This window comes from Pseudomonas sp. FP2335 (assembly GCF_030687535.1).
Taxonomy (GTDB): Bacteria; Pseudomonadota; Gammaproteobacteria; order Pseudomonadales; family Pseudomonadaceae; genus Aquipseudomonas.
Map to the genome: position 1 here is coordinate 130366 of NZ_CP117437.1, position 23233 is coordinate 153598.

Here is a 23233-nt window from a genome sequence, read left to right on the forward strand (position 1 = left end):
TGGTAGGGTTCAGAGAAAGCCGATGGCCTTGAGGTAGTCGCAACCCTTGCGCAACAACGCCGGGCTTTTTTCGGGGTACTGCGCGTGCATGGCCTGCACCCCCCGCCGCGCGTTGTCGTGATGGATCATCGAGGTGTCGCCGATGTCTTCCCCCAGGCCTTCCAGGTAAAAACCCAACACACCGAACAACGCGTTGTCGGCGCTGACGGTGTGCAGCGCGTGCTGCCAGCAGGCCACGCTGACACGCTCGAACCGGAAGCCGGCGAGGCTGAAGGCATCGAGATAGTGGTCCCAGCTCAGGGGCTGCGGGTTATGCAGGTTGAACACGTTTCGCCCGCACTCAAATCGGCCGCAGTGGAACGCGAGAAAACGCGCGAAAAAATCCACCGGCATCAAGTCGTAGTTCACCGCCAGGCGCGGCAGCAAACCCAATTGCAGCGAGCCCTTGAGCATCAACATCAGGCGGTTCTTCTGGGGTTGGCACACCCCGTTGCGACTGTTGAAACTGATGTTTCCCGGGCGATGAATATTCACCCAGGCGCCTTGCGCCACCGCGCGGCCGATCAGGCGCTCGGCAACCCATTTGGACAGGTTGTAACCGTTCTTGATGTACAGCGGCAGGCTGCTCGCGGCGGGCGCTTCGAGGATGTGTCCTGCGGCGTCCATAGCGCTGCATGCCGACAGCGTCGAGATGAAATTGCACACCTTCTTGCTCCCGGTTTCACACAGGCGCAGGCATTCCAGCACGGGTTCGACGTTATCCCCGGCCAGTGCGCCGTAGTCCAGCACATGGTTGACCTGCGCGGCGTTGTGTACCAGTGCACCAAAGCCCCTGGCGAGCTCGTTGTACACCGCGTCGTCCAGGCCTAATCGCGGCTGGCTGATGTCGGCGGGGTATACCCGCACCCGGCTCAGGTCGAGGTGTTCCAAGCGGTATTCGCAAAGGGCCTGGTTGAAGCGTTGCAGGGCCGAATGCCCCGGCAGTTCGCGCACCAGGCACGCCACCTGCGTGGCACCACCGGCCAGCAACGCCTCGACGATATGCACGCCGATAAAACTGTTGGCGCCCGTAACGATGACCTTGCGGCAGTCGCCCGCACGGTCCTCGGCCAGCATCCGCACCGACACACTCCGTTGCGCATCGCGCACGGCCTGGCCGGACGGTGCGCAGGGCAACACGTCATCTGCCATCAGCAACGCGAGCGTGCGAATCGTCGGCACTTCGAAGAAACGGTTCAATGCCAGGCTGCGCCCAAACCGCTCGCGGATGCGCAGCAACAACGTCGAGAGCAGAATCGAATGGCCGCCGAGGTTGAAGAAGCTGTCGTCGATCGACAACTGCGCCACGGGCACTTGCAACAGTTCGCTCCACAGATCTGCCAGCTGCGTTTGTAGAGGTGTTTGCGCGGGTTGGTCCGAGCCGATCGACGTGGCTTGAACCGGCAAGCCCAGTAACGCCTGGCGGTCGACCTTACCGTTGCTGGCGTACGGCAGGCTTGGCAACTGCGTCCACACGTCCGGTTGCAGATAATCCGGCAGCCACTGCCGTGCGTGCTGTTTGAGTGCGCACAGTGTGGCACCGGGTTCCGGCCGGGCGACAACGCCACGGATTCTCTGCTCGGCATCCACCACCACCGCCACCTGGCGGTACAACCGGCTGTCGCGCAGGCATTGCTCCACCTCCTGCGGTTCGACCCGGAAGCCGCGGATCTTCACCTGCCCGTCGCGTCGGCCACCGAGGACGATACCGTCAGCGGTCCACTGCGCCAGGTCTCCACTGCGATACGCCCGCACAGCCTGGCCGTCGGGCAGCGCCAGGGTCACGAAAGGGTTATCGCTCGATTGCGCGGCATCCACATACCCCAGGCTTACCCCAGGACCGACGATGTACAACTCGCCCATCACCTGTTCGTCCACCGGTTGCAGGTCGTCGTCGAGGATCAGTACCTGGCTGTTGGCAATGGGACAGCCCACGTTGCAATTGCTGTCCCCCGCTTGCAGCCGCCGATGGGTGACCAGCACCGTGGCTTCGGTGGGGCCGTAGAGGTTGTGCAATTGGCACTGGCCAGCCAACCGCTCGATCACGTGGGGCTCGCAGACTTCACCGCCGGTCAGCAGGTGTTGCAGGCCCAGGGGCAGATCGGGCGGCAGGAGGCTGAGCACCGCCGGCGGTAGGAACCCATGGCTGACGCGTTGCTCGCGGATCAGTGCGACCAACTGATGGGGATCCAGCCGTTGCGCCTCGTTGGGCACGATCAACTGCGCGCCGGCGATCAGGCTGGGGAAAATATCCATCAGCGAAGCGTCGAACCCCAGTGAGGCGAACTGCAGCACGCGGCTCTCTTCACCCAGTGCCATGCGAGTGGTGAACCATGTTGTGAAATGTGCGAGGTTGCCTTGGCTGAGCAATACGCCCTTGGGGCGGCCGCTGGTGCCTGAGGTGAACAGCACCATGCAGGGCGCATCCAGGTTGGGGCGCTGCAGCAGCAACGATTGCGTGGTGTCGATGCCCGCGTCGCCGGCGCGGCTCACATCCAGCGCAACGAATTGCCCGCGCAGCGGGTGTCGGCCGTCGTCGAGCAACACCTTGGCCCCAGCGCTTTCCAGCAGGGCCTGCTGGCGCTGTGGCGGATGCTCCGGTGCCAGCGGCAGGTACACTGCGCCACAGCCCAGCAGCGCAAGCAGGCTCCCATAGAGCGCTGCGGATTTCTCCAGGCACACGCCGACCACTGCCGGTACTTCGAGATCGGCCAGCAGTGGCCTCAACTGCTGCTGGATCGCCAATGCCTGACGGTGCAATTGCCGATAAGTCAGCACCTCGCCCGCGATATTCAGGGCCGGCCGCCCGGCGAAGGTCCGCAGGCTGACCTGCAACCGTTCGATCATCGGCACCTGGGCGGCTTGCCGCAGCGTTGGGTCAGCGGTGCGATTGAACCTGTGCATGAATGCCAGCGCGTCCAGGCCTTGCAAGCCCTGTTCCGGCCAACGGTTGGCGCAGGTTGGCTGGGCAAGGTACCCAGGGTCGCGGGCAAGACCGCTGACGTGCAGGGCAACCCATTGCGCCAGCGTGTCCGTCGCCTGTCGATGCAAGCGCTGGCCGTTACCACTGGGCTCTTCGGGCACGTCCTGGGTCGCCAGCAACCGCTGTTCACGGTCATAGCTGCGCAGTTGCAGGGCGGGCAGGCCGGATTCGTTCAGCGGGCCAACGCCCAGGCGCAGGCTTAGCCGCGGCGCGTGCGCCAGGTGTGTCGGCAGCGGTTGGCTGCCGTCTTCGATCACCAGATCGGCCAACTCATGCCCAGGCCCATGACCGTACTGCTCGACCCATTGCCTCACGGCCTCCAGCGCTTTGCTGACACCGACCCAGCCAATCATCAGGCGTCTCATCGCGGGCTCCCGGCGCACGGCAGGTAGTCGCCCAGCGCCTGGGCCACGCTGGGCGTCTGCAGCAAACCACTGCGGTGCAGGAACCCCATGATGTTGCCGACCAGCGGGTGTTGGCGGGTAATCGGGAACACCAGCGCGTTTATTTCATCGCGCAGGGCGTGGCGCACGCTCGCGTCAACGTCCAGGTGTTCGATCAGTTGCAGATCAAAGCGCTGCTGCAGGTCGTTGGTCAGGTAGTGCGCCAGGAACGTGGGCAGGATGTGGGCGATGGTGTCACGGTCGGCTGCGCTTGCCGCCTGCCAGTAGAGGCGCACCAGGCGTGTCCAGAACTGCGCGTGGCGGCCTTCGTCGCACAGATGATCGGCCATCAAGCCACGGACGGAGGCCTTGATGCTGTGGTCCTTGGCGAACGCCGCCACATCATGGGTGATGGTATTTTCGGCGATGGCTACGCCGATCAGTTCCACGGCATCGCGCAGGTGAGCCGGGGCCAAGGCCTGCGCCAGGGGCAGGGCGCGGCTCAGTTCGATCTGTGACGGCAACTCGAGCGGCTGGAGGCCGGTCATTGTCACGGCCTGCTGCAGGAAATCCAGTGCGACCAGGGCGTGATAGTCCTCATCCACCACCACCGTCATCGCGTCGTAGCGGCAGGCGGGCGGGAAGGGCAGCGAGAAGCGGTTCTTGGCAATGCTGCGTGCGGTCTTGTCGACGATCTCGGTCTCGAAAATCACCACGTCGTTGATGTATTTGTAGAAGCTCTGGGTTAGCACGAAATCGCGCCACTGCGGGCACTGTTCGGTAAAGGTTGCACTGAGCGCCAGTGGCTGGCGCGCCAGCGGGTAGATCAGTTTGTCGTCGTCTTCCAGCATGCGGCGCGGGCGGGTGCGGATGGTGGCGTGGCGTTCCCAGTCTTCGGCAGCGCTGTGGTAGTCGCTGAAGTTCATGGATGTGCCTCCTGCAATGAAGCATGTATGTCGTCCCACAGCGCAATGCGGCTGTTGACCACATCCAGGGCGGTATCCTCGGTTTGCTGCTGGCGCTGGGGGTCTGCGCCGGTCAGGCGTTGCAGCAAACGCAGGGCTCCCGGTTCGTGGTCCTGGGAGTCCAGCTCGATATGACGGCGCAGATACTGGCTCAGGGTGGGCGCCTGGCGGCTGATGATTTCACTGCCCCGCAGCAAGCGTTCGAACATGGCCGGGATGACACTCTCCCGGCCATGCAGGAACGCCGCGGCCACACAATGGGTCGGCGCGTTCAGCGCGATGTGCAAGGTAGCGGCAACAAAGCGCGCCACCCCCGGCAGGACGTTGATCCGTTGCAGCGCGGTACCGGCGTCCACGCCCTGGCGTTGCAGGGTAATGAAGGTATCGATCGCGACGGTGCTGGCGCCGACTTCGACCATGGCGTCCCGGTACAGCTCAAAATGGCTGCAATGACCGCGGTCGGGGTGCTGGTCGGACTCCTCGCTCAACACGATCTCATTGATCAGTCGTGCCGCTTCGGGGTCGGTCGGTGGGAGCCAGGGTAGCCGGGTGCACGTCAGGTCCCGTTGCAGGCGCTTGGTGAGGGTCATGAAGTCCCAGACCGCGAATACATGGCTTTGCATGAAAAGTTGTAACTTGCTGAGTGAATTGATTTCGATAAATAACGGATGACTGCACAGCCGTAACCTTTTTTGTTCCAGCGAAACTTGATGCATGGTTGATGCCTATGAGTTGTTGCAACTGCAGTGACAGCAGTGGTGGCTATTCTTTTACAGACGAGAGTGGCGTTGATAACGCGTAAACAAACCGTATACGGCACCGGCTCATGCGCACGCTGGCACGGCCGGCTGGAGTGTTTGGTTTATTCGAAAGATGATAAGCCGATTAAACACTTGGATGAGCTTATGAATGTATGAGATGTTTTTTCGGGAAGTTACTTGGCGTGGGTAACTTGCAGGGTTAAATGTGGGAAACTTCCCGGTTGGTTGCGGGCTTAATTAAGTTTATGGGTTTAGTTGCGGGGCTTCCTTAATTGGAAAGTTGCCCCGCGCGGCGTTGAACCGACTAGCGTGGGTCTTTCTTGCCAGCGGCATCAAGACCGGCCAGGTAAGTGGTGATCACTTCCATGCCTCGGGTCAGGTGATTGCGCAGCGTCAGCACGCTTTCGTCGACTTTCTTCTGCGTCACCAGGCTCAGCAGTTCACGGTGATCTTCCTGGGACGTCTCGCCCAGCCCCATCGCCTCAAGGTTGAAACGCAGGAAGCGCTCTTCCTCGTTCAAACCGTGTTCCACCAACGTAAGCAGACGCTGATTGGGGGCCTTGCCATACAGCGCCATATGGAACAGGCGATTGAGGCGGCCCATCTCGCAATAGTCTTTTTCCCGCTCCAGGGCACTGATGCAGGCGTCTGCCTCGGCGATGTCAGCCTCGGTGAGCAACGGGATCGACAAGCGCAGCGCTTCAGACTCCAGCAGCATGCGCAGGGCGTAGGTCTCCGCCGAATTGTCTTCGATCAATGGCGCCACCACGGCACCCTTGTGCGTCACCACATGCAGCAATGATTGGGCTTCGAGCTGACGCAAGGCCTCGCGCACCGGCATGCGGCTGACCCCGAACAGGCTGGCCAGCTCTTGCTGGCGCATGGCAGTACCACAAGGCAATCGGCCATCGAGGATCGCATTACGCAAGGTTTCTTCAATCACGGAGCGGGCAAGATGGGCGGGAATGGGTCCGCTGACTTTGATACTGCTCAAAGGGTTCGGCTTCTGCGTCACGACTACGCTGTCCTCCTTATTAGAATGGGTTGAAACAATTGGATCCAAAGAACACTAGAGACTGCCCAATGGCTTGTCAAACAGGCAAGATTTGCGGCTTGTAAGTGGCTAAACACGCGGTTCCAGGCGCCCACATCAAGGATTTGCAGCGTCTTACACGCCAGCGTCATAGTGCTATGAACTGAGCGCGGCGTCGCCCTCGTTTATGCCTTGACCGCCATACGGCAAGGAGTTGTCCCGCTGGATTGCGCATATGCATATTCGCTAACGGTATTTAAAATGCAGTTCTTATATCTATAAAGTCATTTCCCTGTCTGACCGGGAGTGACCTCATGTCCGCCACCTCTACTGTTCCAACAGCGACCTCCACCGCCCAAGCTTTCGAGATTCGCCCACTGCCCGGTAGCGTCGGCGCCGAGATCATCGGCCTGGACCTGGCCCGACCTGTCAGCGACGAAGATTTCGCCCGCATCCATCGCGCGCACCTGGACCACCACGTCGTGGTGTTCCGTGACCAACGCATCACCCCCGAACAACAGATCGCCTTCAGCCGCCGCTTCGGCGTGTTGCAGATCCACGTGCTCAAACAGTTCCTGCTGGCCAACCACCCGGAAATCCTGATCGTCTCCAACATCATCGAAAACGGCCAATCCATCGGCCTGGGGGACGCGGGCAAGTTCTGGCACTCGGACCTGTCCTATAAAGAACTGCCGAGCCTGGGCTCGATGCTGCACGCCCAGGAACTGCCCGCCGAAGGCGGCGACACGCTGTTCGCCGACATGCACAAAGCCTGGGACCAACTGCCCGCGCACCTGCGCCAAGCCGTCGAAGGCCGCAGCGCCGCGCACTCCTACACGGCGCGTTACAGCGAGAGCAAATTCGAAGGCAACTGGCGTCCCACCCTGACCCCCGAGCAACTCGCTCAGGTTGCCGAAGTGGTCCACCCGATCGTGCGCACCCACCCGGAAAACGGCCGCAAGGCGCTGTTCGTCAGTGAAGGCTTCACCACCCGCATTGTCGGCCTGCCGGAAGACGAAAGCCGCGACCTGCTGGCCCAGCTCTACGCCCACAGCGTGCTGGCGCAGAACATCTATCGGCATCAATGGCAGCCCCACGACCTGGTGTTCTGGGACAACCGCTCGCTGATCCACCTGGCCGCCGGTTGCCCGAGCCACCTGCGCCGCAAACTCTTTCGCACCACCATCCAGGGCGACGCGCCTTTCTGATCCGGAGTATGACCATGTCCAGGAAAATTCCATTTGCACGCCTGGCCGCGACCGTCGGCCTGGGTGTCAGCCTGTTGGCCGGCAGCCTCGTTGCACCGGCGGCAGCGCAGGCTGAAGGCGAGATCCGCATCGCCGAGCAGTTCGGCATCGTCTACCTGTTGCTCAACGTGGTGCGCGACCAGAACCTGATCGAGAAATACGGCAAGCAGGAAGGCATCGACATCAAGGTCGACTGGACCCAACTGTCCGGTGGCGCGGCGGTCAACGACGCGTTGCTGTCCGGCTCCATCGATATTGCCGGTGCCGGCACCGGCCCGCTGCTGACCATCTGGGACCGCACCCGCGGCAAGCAGAACGTCAAGGCTGTCGCCTCCCTTGGCAACTTCCCCTACTACCTGGTGAGCAACAATCCCAAGGTCAAGACCATCGCCGACTTCACCGACAAAGACCGCATCGCCGTTCCGGCGGTAGGCGTTTCCGTGCAATCACGCTTCCTGCAATACGCCGCTGCCAAGCAGTGGGGCGACAAGGAATTCAACCGCCTCGACAAATACACCGTCGCCGTCCCGCACCCTGACGCCACCGCCGCATTGATCGCCGGCGGCACCGAACTGACCGGGCACTTTTCCAACCCGCCGTTCCAGGACCAGGCCCTGACCAACCCCAACGTACACGTGGTGCTGAACACCTACGACCTGCTCGGCCCGAACTCGCCGACCGTGCTGTTCGCCACCGAGAAATTCCGCAACGACAACCCGAAAACCTACAAGGCCTTCATCGACGCACTGACCGAAGCCGCGCAGTTCGCCCAGAACGACAAAGGCGCAGCGGCCGACACCTACATCCGCGTGACCAAGGCCAAGATCGACCGTGCCGAGTTGCTGAAAATCATCGACAACCCACAGTTCGAATTCAGCATCACGCCGAAAAACACCTACCCGCTGGCGGAGTTCCTCTACCGCGTCGGCGCCATCAAGAACAAGCCTGAATCGTGGAAGGACTACTTCTTCCAGGACGCCAAGCCGTTGCAAGGAAGTTGAGATGAACGCGCTCTTGCAAGGCCACACGGCCAGCAACCGGCACACTCCTTTGCCGTTGCTGGCGGTGGATAACGTCAGCCTGGAATACCGCACGCCCGAGCGCGTGGTGCGTGCCACTCACCAGGTCAGTTTCGAGATCGATCCGGCCGACCGCTATGTGCTGCTCGGCCCGTCGGGTTGCGGCAAATCCACATTGCTCAAGTCCATTGGCGGGTTTATCAAACCCTGCGAAGGCGAGATCCGCCTGCTGGGGCAAAAGGTCGAACAACCGGGCCCGGATCGCATCGTGGTGTTCCAGGAGTTCGACCAGTTGCCGCCGTGGAAAACCGTCAAGCAGAACGTGATGTTCCCGCTGCTGGCGTCCAAGACCTTGAAGCGCGCCGAAGCCGAAGACCGTGCGCTGCACTACCTCGATAAAGTCGGCCTCACCGCCTTTGCCGACGCGTATCCCCACACCCTGTCCGGCGGCATGAAAGCCCGCGTGGCCATCGCCCGCGCGCTGGCCATGCAGCCGAAAATCCTGTTGATGGACGAGCCCTTCGCCGCCCTCGACGCCCTGACCCGGCGCAAGATGCAGGAAGAATTGCTGCTGCTCTGGGAAGAGGTGCGCTTCACCCTGCTGTTCGTCACCCACTCCATCGAAGAAGCGCTGGTGGTGGGCAATCGCATCCTGTTGCTGTCGCCGCATCCGGGGCGCGTGCGTGCGGAAATCCACAGCCATCAATACGACCTGCACAGCCTTGGCGGCGTGGAATTCCAGCACTCGGCGCGGCGGATTCATCGCCTGTTGTTCGATGAAACCACCGAGGCCGAGCCCGAGCTGGGTTTTGCTGACATCCGCATCGCCTACTAAGGGGCCACTTCTCATGCGCCAGGAATACGAAATACACCTCGAACCCTTGCTCAGCGTCCCGGTGGAGCGCGAGCTGCCTCTGCGCCAGCGCCTGTGGCAACAAGGCTGGTTGCGCAAGGGCCTGATCCTGATCGTGCTGGCGATCCTCTGGGAAGGCGTCGCACGCTACCAGAACAACGACCTGCTGCTGCCGAGCTTCCTGCAGACCTTCCACGCGCTCTACGACGGCCTGCTCAGCGGCGAATTGTTGAGCAAGGTGAGCATCTCGCTGGTGGTGCTGATCAAGGGCTACCTGATCGGCATCGTGCTGGCATTTGCCCTGACCACATTGGCGGTCTCGACCCAACTGGGCCGCGACTTGCTCAGCACCCTGACCTCGATGTTCAACCCGTTGCCGGCGATTGCCCTGTTGCCGCTGGCGCTGCTGTGGTTCGGCCTGGGGCAGAACAGCCTGATCTTTGTGCTGGTGCATTCGGTGTTGTGGGCGTTGGCGCTGAACACCTATTCGGGGTTTCTCGGCGTGTCCGAAACCCTGCGCATGGCGGGGCGCAACTACGGCCTCAATGGCATGCGCTTTGTGTTGTTCATCCTGATTCCGGCGGCGCTGCCGTCGATCCTCGCCGGCCTCAAGATCGGCTGGGCATTTGCCTGGCGCACGCTGATCGCTGCCGAGCTGGTGTTCGGTGCAACCAGCGGCAAGGGCGGGTTGGGCTGGTACATCTTCCAGAACCGCAACGAGCTCTACACCGACAAGGTGTTTGCCGGGCTGGCGGTGGTGATCCTGATCGGCCTGCTTGTGGAGAACCTGGTGTTCGACACCTTCGAGCGGCTCACCGTGAAGCGTTGGGGCATGCAACGCTGATCACCTGTTACGATTGCAGCCCATTCACGCCTTAGTCATCACGAGTGCTTGGCATGCAACTACCGGACATGAACCTGCTGGTCGCCCTCGACGCCTTGCTCGACGAGGGCAGCGTGGTCGGCGCCGCGCGCCGCATGAACCTCAGCCCGGCGGCCATGAGCCGCACCCTCACGCGCATTCGCGAAGCGGTCGGCGATCCGGTGCTGGTGCGCGCCGGGCGTGGCCTGGTGCCGACGCCCAAGGCGTTGCAGTTGCAAGCCCAGGTACGCAACGTGGTGGAACAGGCGGCGCTGCTGTTTCGTTCGGCGGACCAGGTCGACTTGAGTACCTTGCGCCGCCGCTTCAGTGTGCGGGCCAACGACTTTTTTATCGGCGTGTATGGTGGTCGCCTGTTCGACACCATGGAACGCGTGGCGCCGCTGTGCGAGCTGTGCTTCGTGCCCGAGGGCGACACCGACGACGAAGCGCTGCGCGAAGGGCGCCTGGACCTGCGCGTCAGCAACACCATGCCCTCCAGCCCCGAAGTGAAGGTGCAGAACCTGTTCTCCACCACCTTCGTCGGCCTGGCACGACAAGACCACCCGCTGTTCGATGAAGAAATCACCGCCGCGCGTTTTGCCAGCTACTCCCACATCAGCATTTCGCGGCGCGGCATCGCCCGTGGGCCGATTGATACCGCGCTGAACGCCCAGGGCCTGGAGCGCCGCGTGGCGATGATCGCGCCGGGTTTTCACGGTGCGATGTTCATGCTGCCCGACTCCGACCTGATCCTGCCCGTGCCCAAGGAAGCCCTCTACAGCGCCAATCGCCTGAAGTTGCCGCTGCGCGCGTTTGCGTTGCCGATCTCTCTGCCGACCCTGGTGTTAGCGCAATCCTGGCACCCACGCTTCGACAAGGACCCGGCGCACAAATGGCTGCGCGAGACCCTGCGCGAGAGCTGTCACGCTACCTGGCTGGAAGCCCAACCCACCTAAAGTGAACTCGGTCAAAATGTGGGAGCGGGCTTGCTCGCGAATGCGGAGTGTCAGAAACACATTACGTGAATGGCCCACCGCATTCGCGAGCAAGCCCGCTCCCACACAAGCTAGCATCCACAGGAACCTGCGTTGGGTTTGAGGGTTGCGTTTGGTGCACTTATAAGCTGCCGACATGTAACTTTTTGTCATGTGTGTGCCTGATTAAACTGCTCGGGTATTGATCATTCCGAGTTTCCCGTTCATGACTTCCCTCGCTGCCCCCACCCTCGCGGCCGCAGCCAAACCCGTCAGCATCAGCCCTCCCGTGTTCGGCCCGCGCATCATCCTCGGCCTGGTCGGCGTGTTACTGGCCGTGCTGGTGTCCGGTCTCAACGAGATGGTCACCAAGGTCGCCCTCGCCGACATCCGCGGTGCGCTGTACATCGGCTTTGACGAAGGCACCTGGCTGGTTGCCGCCTACACCGCCACGTCAGTCGCGGCCATGGCCTTTGCACCCTGGTGTTCGGTGACGTTTTCCCTGCGCCGTTTCACCCTGTGCGCCATCGGCCTGTTCACCGTGCTGGGCATCCTGTGCCCGTTCGCGCCGAACTACGAAAGCCTGTTGTTGCTGCGCACCGTGCAAGGCCTGGCCGGTGGAGCATTGCCGCCAATGCTGATGACCGTCGCGCTGCGCTTCCTGCCGGCCAACGTCAAGCTCTACGGTCTGGCCGGCTACGCGCTTACCGCCACCTTCGGCCCAAGCCTGGGCACGCCGTTGGCGGCGTTGTGGACCGAATACGTCGGCTGGCAATGGGCGTTCTGGCAGATCGTCGCGCCGTGTCTGCTGGCAATGGCCGCCGTGGCCTACGGTTTGCCGCAGGACCCGCTGCGCCTGGAGCGCTTCAAGCAATTCAACTGGCGCGGCCTGCTGCTGGGTTTTCCGGCGATCTGCATGCTGGTCATCGGCATTCTCCAGGGCAATCGCCTGGACTGGTTCGAGTCGGGCCTGATCACCTTCCTGTTGAGCGGCGGCACGCTCTTGCTGGTGCTGTTCATGCTCAATGAATGGTCGCACCCGATGCCGTTCTTCAAGCTGCAGATGCTCGGCCTGCGCAACCTGGCGTTTGCCCTGATCGTGTTGGCCGGCGTGCTGATGGTGCTGACCTCGGTGATCATCATCCCGTCGAGTTTCCTCGCCCAGGTCCAGGGTTATCGCCCGCTGCAGACCGCGCCGGTGATGCTGCTGATGGCGCTGCCGCAGTTGATCGCGCTGCCGCTGGTGGCGGCGTTGTGCAACCTGCGCTGGGTTGATTGCCGCTGGGTACTGGGCATTGGCCTGGGCATGCTGGTGCTGTGTTGCCTGGGCAGTTCGCAGCTGACTTCGCAATGGATTCGCGATGATTTCTACGGGCTGTACCTGCTGCAAATCTTCGGGCAACCGATGGCCGTGCTGCCGCTGCTGATGCTGTCCACCGGCAGTATCCAGCCGATGGACGGGCCGTTCGCCTCGGCCTGGTTCAACACGGTCAAAGGCCTGGCCGCCGTGATTGCCACGGGTGTGCTCGACACACTGACCACCCAGCGCCTGCACTTGCACTCGACCATGCTGGTCGACCGCCTGGGCAACTCGCCCCTGGTCGACGGCGACGCACCGGGCCTGGCGCACCGCCTGCACGAGCAGGCCGTGGTGCTGACCTCTTCGGATCTGTATGTCGTCATGGCCGCGGTCGCGGTGGCGTTGATCCTGCTGATTTTCTGGATGCCCACGCGGATCTTCCCGCCCCGTGCACCGACTTGATTAAAGGACTGTTCATGAAACGCAAAGACAAAATTGCCGTCGCCGTTATCGCCGTGTTTGCCGTTGGCGTGCTGGTCTACCTGGTTGCGCCGGGTGTGCTCGGCAGCAAGCGCCAGAGCACCAACGACGCCTTCGTCGCCGCCGACTTCACCCTGGTCGCGCCCCGTGTGGCCGGCTTCATCAAGGAAGTGCTGGTGGAAGACAACCAGCGGGTCAAGGCCGGGCAACTGCTGGCGCTGATCGACGACCGCGATTTTCGCGCCGCCGCCCAGGCTGCCGACGCCGACACCCTGGTCGCCCAGGCCCAACTGAAAAACGCCAGCGCGACCCTGGAGCGCCAAAGCTCGGTGATTGCCCAGGCCCAGGCCACCGTCGCGGCAGACCGCGCCGAAATGGCCTTCGCCGAACACGAACTGAACCGCTACAACCACCTTGCCGGGGTTGGCGCCGGCACCGTGCAGAACGCCCAGCAGGCCAAGACCCGCATCGACCAGGCCACCGCGCGCCTGGCCAATGCCACGGCGGTGCTGGCGGCCGAACGCAAGCAGGTGGAAATCCTCAGCGCCCAGCGCGACGCCGCCGAAGGCGGGCTCAAGCGCGCCCAGGCCGCGTTGGAAATGGCCAGTTATCAACTGTCGTACACGCGCATCGTCGCGCCGGTGGATGGCGTGGTCGGCGAGCGTGCGGTGCGGGTGGGCGCCTATGTGACGCCAGGCAGCAAGATCCTCGCCGTGGTGCCGTTGGCCGAAGCCTATGTGGTGGCCAACTTCCAGGAGACCCAACTCTCCCACATGCACGCCGGCCAAGCCGTGCAGGTGCGCGTCGACAGCCTCGACGGCGAGGCTCTCAACGGCCATCTGGAAAGCCTCGCGCCCGCCACGGGGGTGACGTTCGCGGCGGTCAAGCCGGACAACGCCACCGGCAACTTCACCAAGGTGGTACAGCGCATCCCGGTGAAGATCGTACTGGAGCCGGGCCAGGCCCTGACCGCACGCCTGCGTGTGGGCATGTCGGTGGAAGCCACCGTCGATACGCGGCCGGTCGCGAAGCAGCACGAGGTGGCCCAGCAATGAAGCGTGTTGCCTGGCTCACCCTGAGCCTTATCAGCCTGAGTGCCTGCAGCGTTGGCCCGGACTTCCAACGGCCACAGGCCCCTCAGGTCACACAATGGAGCGAGCCCCAAGGCCGTCAAGCCGCCAGCCATGCCGTCAGCGATCCGTTGCAGGAGCGTTGGTGGGATGTGTTCCACGACGCGCAACTTTCGGCCCTGACCCGCCGCGCGCTCAGCGACAACCTCGACCTGAAACTCGCCAGCAGCCGCCTGCAACAAAGCCGCGCCGTGCGCCAGGTCACCACCGCCGAGCGTTACCCCAACGTCAATGCCAGCGGCGCCTACCAGCGCAAACGCAACAGTGGCAAAGGCTTGAACGACCCGTCCGGCGAGAACGGCCGCGCCGCGTTCAGCCAGTGGGATGCGGGGTTCTCGGCGTCCTGGGAGCTGGATCTCTGGGGCCGCGTCAAACGCGAAACCGAAGCCGCCGACGCCACCCTGCAAGTCGCCGAAAACGACCGTCGCGCCGTGCTGCTCGCGGTGCTCGCTGAAACCGCCCAGGACTATATCCAGCTGCGCGGCGTGCAAAATACCCGCGCCGTCACTGAGCAAAACCTCGACGTGGCACGCCACAGTCTCAAGCTCTCGCAACTGCGCCTGGCCGACGGCGTGGCCACCGACCTGGACGTGGCCGAAGCCGCCGCCCAGGTCGCGACCATCGAAGCGCGCCTGCCGGATCTGCAACAGCGCCAGGACCAGTTGATCAACGCCCTGAGCCTGCTGATGGGCGAGGCGCCGCAAGCGCTGCATGCGCAATTGTCAGCGGATGCCGCGGTGCCGCAGACCCAGCGCCAGGTCGCCATTGGCCTGCCCTCGGAACTTGCCGAACGTCGCCCCGACATCCGCCAGGCCGAAGCCCGATTGCACGCCGCCACCGCCAATATCGGCGTGGCCAAGGGCGATTTCTACCCGCGCATCACCCTGTCCGGCAACCTCGGTTCCCAGGCCATGCAACTGTCGGATTTCGGCTCGTGGGGTTCACGCGCCTTTGCCTTCGGCCCGCAGTTCAGCCTGCCGCTGTTCAATGGTGGGCGCCTCGAAGGCATGTTGAACCTGCGCGAAGCCCAGCAACAGGAAGCGGCGCTGGCGTACCAGCAAACCGTGCTGCGCGCCTGGCATGAGATCGACGACCAATTGACCCGCTACAACGCCAGCCAACTGCGCCGCGACAGCCTCGCCGAAGCGGTGCGCCAGAACCAGATTGCCCTGGCCACGGCGCAACACCAGTACGTCGAAGGCGTAGTGGATTTCGTCAACGTGCTCACCGTGCAAGGCGCATTGCTGGCCACGCAGGAGCAGTGGGTGGAGAGTTCGACCAGCGTCTCCCTGGCCATGGTCGGGCTGTACAAAGCGTTGGGCGGCGGTTGGGAATCGGTGTATCCGCTGCACACCGCCGGGGGGGTGAGGACAAAGAGTTTTTGTCAGTCGCGAAATAAACTGTAATGATAATTGCTCTCAATAGTGTATCTGAGCTTTTTCATGGACACCGCGACTGACGGCCAGCAACAGCTTCACCTCCTGTACCGCGACCATCACGGCTGGTTGCAAGGCTGGTTGCGTAAACGCCTGGGCGACCGCGAGCATGCCGCCGACGTGGCCCAGGACACTTTCCTGCGCCTGCTGGTGTCCGGGCGCTTTCCCGGCGACAAGGAAAGCCGCAGCTACCTGGCACAGATCGCCCGCAACCTGGTGATCGACCAGTGGCGGCGCCTGCGCATCGAGCGCGCTTACCTGGACAGCATCGCGCACCTGCCGGAGCCCGAGTCGCCGAGCCTGGAGACCCGCGCGCTGATCCTCGAAACCCTGATGCAGATCGACGCGATGCTCGACCGCATGCCCGACAACGTGCGCCGTGCCTTCCTGCTGTCGCAGTTCGAAGGCCTGAGCTACGCACAGATCGCCGAGCGCCTGGGCGTCAGCCTCAGCTCGGTGCAGAAGTACATGACCCGCGCCATCGTCGCCTGCTACCAAGTGGCCTACGCCGAATGAGACACGACGCGCCCATCGCCCCGGCCATTGTCGAGCAAGCCAGCGAATGGCTGATGCTGCATTGGGGTGGCGACCTGCACGGTGAACAACGCCAGGCCTTCGCCCAGTGGCAGGCCGCCGACCCGGAACACCGCCGCGCCTGGCAACGTTTGCAGCACTTGCAGCAAACCCTCGGTGGCGTGCCCGTCGACAGCGCCCGCGCCGTGTTGCGTGACACCCCGGACACCCAACGCCGCGCCGCCCTCAAGCTGCTCGGCCTGTTGCTGGTGGCTGGCGGCAGCGGCTACCTGGTGCAGCGCAGCGAACCCTGGCAGGCCGCGTTCGCCGAACACCGCACCGCCACCGGCGAGATCCGCCACGTCACCCTCAGCGACGGCACACGCCTGGACCTCAACAGCGACAGCGCGGTGGACCTGCGTTTCAGCGCCAGCGAACGCCGCATTCGCCTGATCCGTGGCGAGGTGCTACTGACCAGCGGCCACGACCCGGTGCGCCCGTTGATCGTCGAAACCCCGGCCGGTGATGTGCAGGCCCTGGGCACCCGTTTTGGCGTGCGCGAACTGTCCGATGGCAGCCGCGTCGACCTCTACGAAGGCCGCCTGCGCGTGACCCCGCTGCACGGCGCGGCGGTGCAGATGAAGGCTGGCGACAGCCTGTGGTTCAACCCTCGGCAGAGCACGGCGTTGGCGGCGGTGGACGTCAATGCCAGCAGTTGGACCGAGCACCGCCTGATCGCCGAACGCCAGCCCCTGGGCGCGTTTGTCGCGCAGTTGAGCCGCTATCGTCCGGGGCTGTTGCGCTGTGATCAGGCGGTGTCCGGCCTGTTGCTGACCGGGGTGTTTCCGCTGGACGACACCGACGCGATCCTCGCCGCGCTGGAACGCTCGTTGCCGGTACAGGTGCAGGCGGTGACGCGCTACTGGGTGACGATCAAGGCACGGGTCTGAAAAAAGTTTGCCAAGCACTTGTCGGTTTTTGCATCCCGCTCGGGATACCTCTTGAAAGCCAATCAAGAAGCGATCTCACGGGGAGTCCTGCAATGCCGCATCACCAGATCCAACCCCTGGCCCGCGCCCTGCGCCGTGGCGTGTTTGTCGGCCTGCTGGCCGCCGTGCCCCTGCTGCCGAGCCTGGTTCAAGCCGCTGAAAGCGCCGAAACACAGCGCGCCTACAACATTCCCGCGGGCAGCCTCGACCAGGCATTGAACCGCTTCGCCAGCGCCTCGGGGATTTTGCTCTCGGTGGACGCCTCACTCACCGAAGGCAAGCGCAGCGCCGGCCTGCAAGGGCGTTACGCGGTGGGCGCCGGTTTGGAGCAGTTGCTGGCGGGCAGCGGCTTGGTGGCGATGCAGTCCCAGGGCGGTTGGTCGTTGCAGGCGATTTCCGGCGGCGGCCCGTTGCAACTGGGCGCCACCCAGATCAGCGGCGAGCAAGCCCGGGAAAGCGCCTGGGGCCCGGTGGACGGTATCGTCGCTACGCGCAGCGCCTCGGGCAGCAAGACCGACTCGGCGCTGGTGGAAATCCCCCAGACCATCAACGTGATCAGCGCCGCCGAGATCAAGGCGCGCGGTGCCCAGAGCGTGACCCAGGCGTTGCTCTACACGCCGGGCATGGCGGCGGGCGGCTTTGCGGACCGGGTCAAATTGTTCGATGAGCCGACCTCGCGCGGCTTCTCGCCGACCCCGCTGTACCTCGACGGCCTGCACCTGCCCTACGGCGGCGGCAGCACCGGCGGCGCGTTGCAGATCGAACCGTACTCCCTGGAACGCATCGAAGTGCTCAAGGGCCCGGCCTCGGTGTTGTACGGTCAGAACCAACCGGGCGGCATCGTCAACATGGTCAGCAAGCGCCCCAGCGAAACCCCGGTGCACCAAGTGGTGCTGGAGGCCGGCACCTACGAGCACAAAAGCGCGGCCATCGACCTCGGCGGCCCGCTGGATGAACAAGGGCAGTTTCTCTATCGCCTGACCGGCCTGTTCAGCGATGGCCAGGACGAAATCAACTACGTCGAAAACAAACGCCAGTTCATCGCCCCTAGCCTCACCTGGCGGCCCAACGACGACACCAGCGTGACCCTGTTCGCCCAGTACCAGAAAGACAAAGGCGTGCCCGAAGCCCAAGGCCTGCCGGCGTCCGGCACCCTGTGGGCCAACCCCAACGGCAAGATCAAGCGCGACCTGTTTCTCGGCGAGCCGGGCGTCAACCAGTACAACCGCGAGCAGTATGTGCTGGGCTACGAGATTGCCCATCGCCTCAACGACACCTGGACCCTCAAGCAAAACGCCCGCTACGCCGAGGTCGACGACCGCTACACCGCGCCACTGCACGGCTATGCCTTCGTCGCCAACCCCGCCACCGGGGTGCAGGACCAACGCTACCTGCAACGTTACGCAGTGGACTGGGCGCAGAACAACAAAGTGTTTGGCGTCGACAGCATCGCCCAGGCCGAATTCGACACCGGCGCGCTGTCCCATACGATGATTTTTGGCCTCGATTACTACCACTCCGGCTCGCTGTTCCACGGCCTCTACGACCGTACCGCCGCGGCGATCGACCTGTTCAAGCCGGTCTACGGCCAGCACATCGACTACCGCCAGCCGTACCGCTGGGACCGCACCCTGAGCCAGACCGGCCTGTACGTGCAGGACCAGATCAAATGGGACAAATGGGCGCTGGTGCTCGGTGGCCGTTACGACTGGGCCAGCGTGGTCAATAAAGAACCGATGCAAAACACGCGCTTCGCCAGCAAGGACGAAGCCTTCACCGGCCGTGCGGGCCTGGTGTACCTGTTCGATAACGGCTTGGCGCCGTTTATCAGCTACTCCGAATCCTTCCTGCCGCTGACCGGCACCAACGTCGACCGCAAGCCGTTCGATCCGTCTACCGGCAAGCAATACGAAGTCGGCGTGAAATACCAACCACCTGGCCAGAAGAGTTTTGTGCAGGCCTCGGTCTACCAACTCGACCAGGAAAACGTCATCACCACCAACCCCAATGACACGTTCAGCACCCAGAGCGGCGCCATGCGCTCACGCGGTGTGGAACTGGAAGCCAAGGCCGTGCTCAACGATGCCTGGGACATCATCGCCTCGGCTGCACGCAACGACATCAAATACACCAAGGACGAAGAAGGCCGCCAGGGCCGCCACCCGGCCGGCATCTCACCGCTTACCGCGTCGATGTGGGTCAACTACAACGTGCTCGGCGACACCCCACTGGCCGGCCTCGGCGCAGGCCTGGGCGTGCGTTACGCCCGCCAAAGCCTGGGCGACTACTACGAAGGTGCCTTCAGCGTGCCGTCCTACAGCGTCTACGACGCCAGTCTGAGCTACGACCTGAGCCGCTCGCCGCTGAAACTCAAGGGCGTGAAACTGGCGCTGACCGTGCAGAACCTCACCAACAAGACCTACCTGTCGCAGTGCACCAGTGACCTGGATTGTTATTACGGGGAAGGGCGGACGGCGGTGTCGAGCGTGACCTACGACTGGTAGGCAGACTCTGCGGATGCAGGCTGGTGTGTAGGAAGAGTCTGGCGCCACAGGAAGTGGCGTGTAGGAGCACTCTTGATTTTGCTCACGCTGAGGGATTGGGCGGGGTTACGCATTAGCCTCTGGCGCCGACTTATCAAGGAAAAGAGTCCATGCCATTCGATAACCCCTATGCCCCTCCGCAAGCCAATCTAAGCCCGCCTGCCGCGCTGCAACCTACGTTTTTCGTGGTAGCGCCGCGCAAACTATTACTGATGGTGTTGTTGTCCCAGGGTTTCTATAGCTTTTACTGGTCCTACAAACATTGGAGCCTTTATCGCGCCGCAACGGGGGCTCGAGTGCTGCCGTTGGTGCGGGCTTTTTTCTCGGTTTTTTTCATTTACGCGTTGGCGATGAACATCAAACGTGTGCTTGATTTGAAAGAGCGACCTTATCGGTGGTGGCCGCGGTGTTTTGCCTTAGGTTGGATCACCTGCACGTTCTTGCCTTTAACCTTCCTCTGGTATGTTTCGCCCTTCAACGGATTGAAGATCAGCCTCTGCCTGCTCATCGTGCAGGCTGCATTGTCCGTGCAAATTCAGCAGGCGGTGAACCATCTGGAAAATGATCCCCAGGGCCAGGCCAACAGTCGTTTGACGTGGGCCAATGGCATCTGGATTCTCATCGGCATGATTTTCTGGGCGTTTGCAGTAATCGAAGCGCTGTATTTCCCTTTTCTGTAGAACCCAGTGTCCACGGTTCAAATGAACCGTGGACGTCGGTTTGTTGCATGGGGTTTTTCAGGCAAGACGCCTTCAACGATTCTGCAAAAACACCACATACCCCCGAAACCACTCGCTCCCCTTCAAATACCCCGGTTCCTCCCACGCTCCACCCTGAATCAAGCCGACCTTGAACGGCAGCCCCATGCGATTCATCCGTGGCAGATACGCCGCGTAATCCGGGATGCTGTGTCGCCCCTGGTATGTCTGCACCACCACCTCATCCACCACGCCCTTGAGCTGGGCGATGGCAGCCGGGTCGGCGTTGCTGCTCCAGTCCAGCAGGCCGGTGATGCTCAGTTTCAGCTCGGCCGGCAGGCGTTGGCGCAGGTCGCGCAGGAAGCTGGCGTACTCGTGCAGGTATTGGGTGCGGGCGTCGAAGTCGATCTGGATGCCGACCACCGGGTTGCCCGCGTCGCGCCAGCGTTGCACCTGGCCGAGCAGTTGGCTGTATACCGCCTCCGGCCAGCGCAGGGTGTGGGCGCGGTACACCACCCAGATGTCGCCACGGGTCAGGCGTGGCACGCCGATGCCCTGGGCGATCAGTTGCGCGCCGCGTTCGGGGGCGCGGCGGTTGGCGTTGATCTGGCCCTGGAGGATGTACAGGGTGTTGGCCTGTTTAAGTACCGGCTGCGGTGCGACGCCGCTCCACAGCCAGAAGGCGTCATAGTCGCGGGCGTCGACGGCGCCGAACGCCGGGCTGGCCAGCAGCAGCCAGGCGAGCCACAGCGGCTTCACCAGTAGTACTGCGCCGATTTGCCCCACTGGGTGTCGGCAAAGCCGCTTTTGAGCTGGCGGAACCAGGCTTTGCGCACCGCCGGCTCGACGTCCTTGCCGCCGCAGCTGTTGTAGCCGGCCGGTGCGTAGCAGTTGATGGCGCGGAACAAGGCGTAGGCCTTGTCATTCTTTGGCGCCTTGGCGTCGCCGATCACCTGCCGGTAGCCGTCGAGGCGCGAGAAGGTTTCACCCTTGAAGTCCGATGCAGTGCTGCCCAGGCTACCGGCGGCGCGGGCTTGTTCGAGCGGCATGCCGTCGAGGCTGTTGCGCAGGATGAACTCACCGATGCAGTTCAGGCCCTGTGAGTTCTTGGCGTCGGCCTGCAAGGCCTCGGCGGTTTGCGCGATGCTCGGGCAGACGTAACCGGATTCGGCCTTGTCGCCGTTCCACTGGAACAGCCGCAGGGTCTGGTTGCCGCCGTAGACATAACCCAGGCTGGTGCCGAGTTTGTCTTCGGACGCAGGCACAGGCAGTTGCTTGAGGTCGTCGGCGAAGCTTTCGAACTGGCCGCGCAGCAGGTTTTTGTACAGCAGCACGAATTGCGCCGTCTCACGCTCCAGCGGGTCGCGGGCCTGGGCGATCTGCTGGCGCAGCAGTTCAGGCCCGGCGACGTTGCGCAGCAGGATGTAGCGCACCTGGTTGGCGCTGATCGGCGAGTCGGCGGCAAACACCTTGGCCAGCTGGCCGCTGCGCTCGTAATTCATGGCCAGGGCCAATTCCAACTGGTCGCGTTGCAGTGGCAGTTTCGCCAGCGGCAGTAGTTGCAGCCACAGCGCCTCGGCGCCTTTCCAGTCCTGTTTGGCTTCCATGGCCAGGGCGCGCAGGGTCTGTTGGCTGAAGGCGAAGTAGTTGAGGCTCGCTGGCACGCTTTGCGGCAATTGCTTCAAGGCGGCGTCCGGTTGCTGCTCGACGAACAGCGCGCACACGGCCAGCAAGTAGTCGTAGAGCGCCGGGTCGCTGGCAAAGGCCGACTTTTGTTTTTCCAGGTCGGCGCGGGTCAGCGCCGGTTGCTCGCCGCCACGCATCACCATCAGGTCGCTGACCAGTTGGATCATCGGCGTGTTGACGGTGTCGCCGCTGGACATCAGCAGCTTGAGGTCGGCCTCTTCCACCAGTTCATCCACCGATACGTTGCGCTGCGCGTCGCTGGCTTCAGTCAGCGCCCAGGTAAACGCGGCGGCCAGCTTCTCGCTGTCAAAGCCCAGCCAGTACACGCGACGCAGCAGGCCGCGTGCAGAAACGCTGTATTCGCCCTGTGGATAAGTCTTCAGGTAGCCGTCGAAGCCTTGCTCGGCAGTGGCCAGCGCAGTTTTATCCACACGTTCGAGGTCGGGCACGCCGTATTCGTCATAGGTGTTGGCCTGGGCCTGGTTGAGCGCGTTGCGCGCAACCATGTAGCGCGCGGTTTCTTTCAGCCAGGGCGAAGTGGCGCTGCCAGCCGCGCTGAAGCCGCGCTCGGCCTCGGCGAAACGGCCGCTGTAGAAGTCGGCGGCGGCTTGCAGGTAGGTGCGAAACAGTTGGCCGTCGGTGGACTGGATCTGCTGCGGGTCCGCGACCACCGGGCCGTCCCAGTCGCAGGTGGTGAGCAGTTGCAGGCGCGCCTTGGCCAGCAGTTCGCGCTCGGCCTGGGGCATGTCGGCCTTGGCGACCTGGCGGATAAACGCGGTGGCGCTGCTGTCGTCGTTGCTGCGGCAGCGGCTGCCTTCGCCACTGACGAAGCCTTCACCGGCGGTTTTGTAGTCTTCGCGCTTGATGCCCAGGGGCTCGAGCAGGGTGTCGAGTTCGGCGGTAGGGGAATCGTCGGAGTCAGGTTCGGTCTCGCCGTTGGAGGCCAGGGCCAGGCGGTACTGTGGAAACGGCACCGCGCCGAAACCCTGGGCCAGGTCATCTTCGTCCAAGGCATTCGGCGTCAGCGGCGTGCCTTTTTTGTCGGCAAGCATCAGGCGCAGGTTGGCCCGGCTGTCATTGCCCGGGCTCAGGAACGGCAGGTTGTTGCAACGGTCGAGGCTGCTGCGGGCGACGCGCCAGTCAGGGAAGCAAAAGTTGTCGGAACTGGCCGCTGCGGGCAGGGAAACACTGGCCAGCAGAGCCAGTGCCAGGGGTGACAGAAAACCGATGCGCATGACGTGTCCTTGATCCTGAGTCCTTGGAGGGCGGCAATCATAGCTTGATCCGACAATCGCTTCGGTGAAGCCCTACACAAATCGTAGATTTGTCCGATTGAGGG

18 protein-coding genes are annotated in these 23233 nt (G+C 63.2%); 12 read left to right on the forward strand and 6 right to left on the reverse strand.

The window, feature by feature from the left end:
• Window positions 1-9 precede the first annotated feature (9 nt).
• From PSH81_RS00630 to PSH81_RS00645, 4 genes are all read right to left on the reverse strand, one after another.
• Entirely contained in the window at window positions 10-3387 is a 3378-nt protein-coding gene (locus tag PSH81_RS00630) for an amino acid adenylation domain-containing protein (protein ID WP_305391820.1), read from the reverse strand.
• Entirely contained in the window at window positions 3384-4331 is a 948-nt protein-coding gene (locus tag PSH81_RS00635) for a diiron oxygenase (protein ID WP_305391821.1), read from the reverse strand. Before PSH81_RS00635 ends, PSH81_RS00630 begins: the two co-directional genes overlap by 4 nt.
• Window positions 4328-5086 carry a DUF3050 domain-containing protein gene (locus PSH81_RS00640; RefSeq protein ID WP_226456603.1) on the reverse strand — a complete coding sequence of 253 codons (759 nt, stop codon included), beginning with the start codon at window positions 5084-5086 and terminating at the stop codon, window positions 4328-4330. The genes PSH81_RS00635 and PSH81_RS00640 overlap by 4 nt, the downstream gene beginning before the upstream one ends.
• Window positions 5087-5435: 349 nt before the next feature.
• Window positions 5436-6146, reverse strand: a complete 711-nt coding sequence (locus PSH81_RS00645; RefSeq protein WP_305391822.1) for a GntR family transcriptional regulator — start codon at window positions 6144-6146, stop codon at window positions 5436-5438.
• A 332-nt stretch (window positions 6147-6478) separates the two neighbouring features.
• Between PSH81_RS00645 and PSH81_RS00650 the strand changes: the two genes are divergently transcribed.
• From PSH81_RS00650 to PSH81_RS00705, 12 genes are all read left to right on the forward strand, one after another.
• On the forward strand, window positions 6479-7372 hold the full coding sequence (locus PSH81_RS00650) for a TauD/TfdA family dioxygenase (protein WP_305391823.1): 894 nt from the start codon (window positions 6479-6481) through the stop codon (window positions 7370-7372).
• Between the two features lie 14 nt (window positions 7373-7386).
• Window positions 7387-8412: an ABC transporter substrate-binding protein gene (locus PSH81_RS00655; RefSeq protein WP_192298580.1), complete on the forward strand. Its 1026-nt coding sequence runs from the start codon at window positions 7387-7389 to the stop codon at window positions 8410-8412.
• Window position 8413: 1 nt separating this feature from the next.
• Entirely contained in the window at window positions 8414-9265 is an 852-nt protein-coding gene (locus tag PSH81_RS00660; protein ID WP_305391824.1) for an ABC transporter ATP-binding protein, read from the forward strand.
• 13 nt (window positions 9266-9278) lie between these two features.
• Window positions 9279-10127 carry an ABC transporter permease gene (locus tag PSH81_RS00665; protein WP_305391825.1) on the forward strand — a complete coding sequence of 283 codons (849 nt, stop codon included), beginning with the start codon at window positions 9279-9281 and terminating at the stop codon, window positions 10125-10127.
• A gap of 53 nt (window positions 10128-10180) precedes the next feature.
• Window positions 10181-11101, forward strand: a complete 921-nt coding sequence (locus tag PSH81_RS00670; protein WP_192298577.1) for a LysR family transcriptional regulator — start codon at window positions 10181-10183, stop codon at window positions 11099-11101.
• 244 nt (window positions 11102-11345) lie between these two features.
• Window positions 11346-12881 (forward strand): MFS transporter, encoded by a 1536-nt coding sequence (locus PSH81_RS00675; protein WP_305391826.1) that lies wholly within the window; start codon window positions 11346-11348, stop codon window positions 12879-12881.
• A gap of 14 nt (window positions 12882-12895) precedes the next feature.
• Entirely contained in the window at window positions 12896-13954 is a 1059-nt protein-coding gene (locus PSH81_RS00680) for an HlyD family secretion protein (protein ID WP_305391827.1), read from the forward strand.
• Window positions 13951-15435 carry an efflux transporter outer membrane subunit gene (locus PSH81_RS00685; RefSeq protein ID WP_305391828.1) on the forward strand — a complete coding sequence of 495 codons (1485 nt, stop codon included), beginning with the start codon at window positions 13951-13953 and terminating at the stop codon, window positions 15433-15435. Before PSH81_RS00680 ends, PSH81_RS00685 begins: the two co-directional genes overlap by 4 nt.
• 36 nt (window positions 15436-15471) lie before the next feature.
• Window positions 15472-15981, forward strand: a complete 510-nt coding sequence (locus PSH81_RS00690; protein ID WP_226456610.1) for a sigma-70 family RNA polymerase sigma factor — start codon at window positions 15472-15474, stop codon at window positions 15979-15981.
• Window positions 15978-16928 carry a FecR domain-containing protein gene (locus PSH81_RS00695; protein ID WP_305391829.1) on the forward strand — a complete coding sequence of 317 codons (951 nt, stop codon included), beginning with the start codon at window positions 15978-15980 and terminating at the stop codon, window positions 16926-16928. Before PSH81_RS00690 ends, PSH81_RS00695 begins: the two co-directional genes overlap by 4 nt.
• A gap of 92 nt (window positions 16929-17020) precedes the next feature.
• Window positions 17021-19471, forward strand: a complete 2451-nt coding sequence (locus tag PSH81_RS00700) for a TonB-dependent siderophore receptor (RefSeq protein ID WP_305391830.1) — start codon at window positions 17021-17023, stop codon at window positions 19469-19471.
• 149 nt (window positions 19472-19620) lie between these two features.
• Window positions 19621-20190, forward strand: a complete 570-nt coding sequence (locus PSH81_RS00705) for a hypothetical protein (protein WP_192298570.1) — start codon at window positions 19621-19623, stop codon at window positions 20188-20190.
• A 72-nt stretch (window positions 20191-20262) separates the two neighbouring features.
• Here PSH81_RS00705 and PSH81_RS00710 read toward each other — a convergent pair whose 3' ends face one another.
• Window positions 20263-20967 (reverse strand): DUF3142 domain-containing protein, encoded by a 705-nt coding sequence (locus PSH81_RS00710; RefSeq protein ID WP_226456613.1) that lies wholly within the window; start codon window positions 20965-20967, stop codon window positions 20263-20265.
• A complete protein-coding gene (locus PSH81_RS00715) occupies window positions 20964-23129 on the reverse strand; it encodes an outer membrane assembly lipoprotein YfiO (RefSeq protein WP_305391831.1) in 2166 nt (721 codons plus the stop codon). Before PSH81_RS00715 ends, PSH81_RS00710 begins: the two co-directional genes overlap by 4 nt.
• Between the last annotated feature and the right edge of the window lie 104 nt (window positions 23130-23233).

Excerpts from the sequence above, each read along its gene's own strand:
- PSH81_RS00630 (WP_305391820.1), bottom strand. The coding sequence starts at position 3,387 with ATGAGACGCCTGATGATTGGCTGGGTCGGTGTCAGCAAAGCGCTGGAG.
- PSH81_RS00635 (WP_305391821.1), bottom strand. The coding sequence starts at position 4,331 with ATGAACTTCAGCGACTACCACAGCGCTGCCGAAGACTGGGAACGCCAC.
- PSH81_RS00640 (WP_226456603.1), bottom strand. The coding sequence starts at position 5,086 with ATGCATCAAGTTTCGCTGGAACAAAAAAGGTTACGGCTGTGCAGTCAT.
- PSH81_RS00650 (WP_305391823.1), top strand. The coding sequence starts at position 6,479 with ATGTCCGCCACCTCTACTGTTCCAACAGCGACCTCCACCGCCCAAGCT.
- PSH81_RS00655 (WP_192298580.1), top strand. The coding sequence starts at position 7,387 with ATGTCCAGGAAAATTCCATTTGCACGCCTGGCCGCGACCGTCGGCCTG.
- PSH81_RS00660 (WP_305391824.1), top strand. The coding sequence starts at position 8,414 with ATGAACGCGCTCTTGCAAGGCCACACGGCCAGCAACCGGCACACTCCT.
- PSH81_RS00665 (WP_305391825.1), top strand. The coding sequence starts at position 9,279 with ATGCGCCAGGAATACGAAATACACCTCGAACCCTTGCTCAGCGTCCCG.
- PSH81_RS00670 (WP_192298577.1), top strand. The coding sequence starts at position 10,181 with ATGCAACTACCGGACATGAACCTGCTGGTCGCCCTCGACGCCTTGCTC.
- PSH81_RS00675 (WP_305391826.1), top strand. The coding sequence starts at position 11,346 with ATGACTTCCCTCGCTGCCCCCACCCTCGCGGCCGCAGCCAAACCCGTC.
- PSH81_RS00680 (WP_305391827.1), top strand. The coding sequence starts at position 12,896 with ATGAAACGCAAAGACAAAATTGCCGTCGCCGTTATCGCCGTGTTTGCC.
- PSH81_RS00685 (WP_305391828.1), top strand. The coding sequence starts at position 13,951 with ATGAAGCGTGTTGCCTGGCTCACCCTGAGCCTTATCAGCCTGAGTGCC.
- PSH81_RS00690 (WP_226456610.1), top strand. The coding sequence starts at position 15,472 with ATGGACACCGCGACTGACGGCCAGCAACAGCTTCACCTCCTGTACCGC.
- PSH81_RS00695 (WP_305391829.1), top strand. The coding sequence starts at position 15,978 with ATGAGACACGACGCGCCCATCGCCCCGGCCATTGTCGAGCAAGCCAGC.
- PSH81_RS00700 (WP_305391830.1), top strand. The coding sequence starts at position 17,021 with ATGCCGCATCACCAGATCCAACCCCTGGCCCGCGCCCTGCGCCGTGGC.
- PSH81_RS00705 (WP_192298570.1), top strand. The coding sequence starts at position 19,621 with ATGCCATTCGATAACCCCTATGCCCCTCCGCAAGCCAATCTAAGCCCG.
- PSH81_RS00715 (WP_305391831.1), bottom strand. The coding sequence starts at position 23,129 with ATGCGCATCGGTTTTCTGTCACCCCTGGCACTGGCTCTGCTGGCCAGT.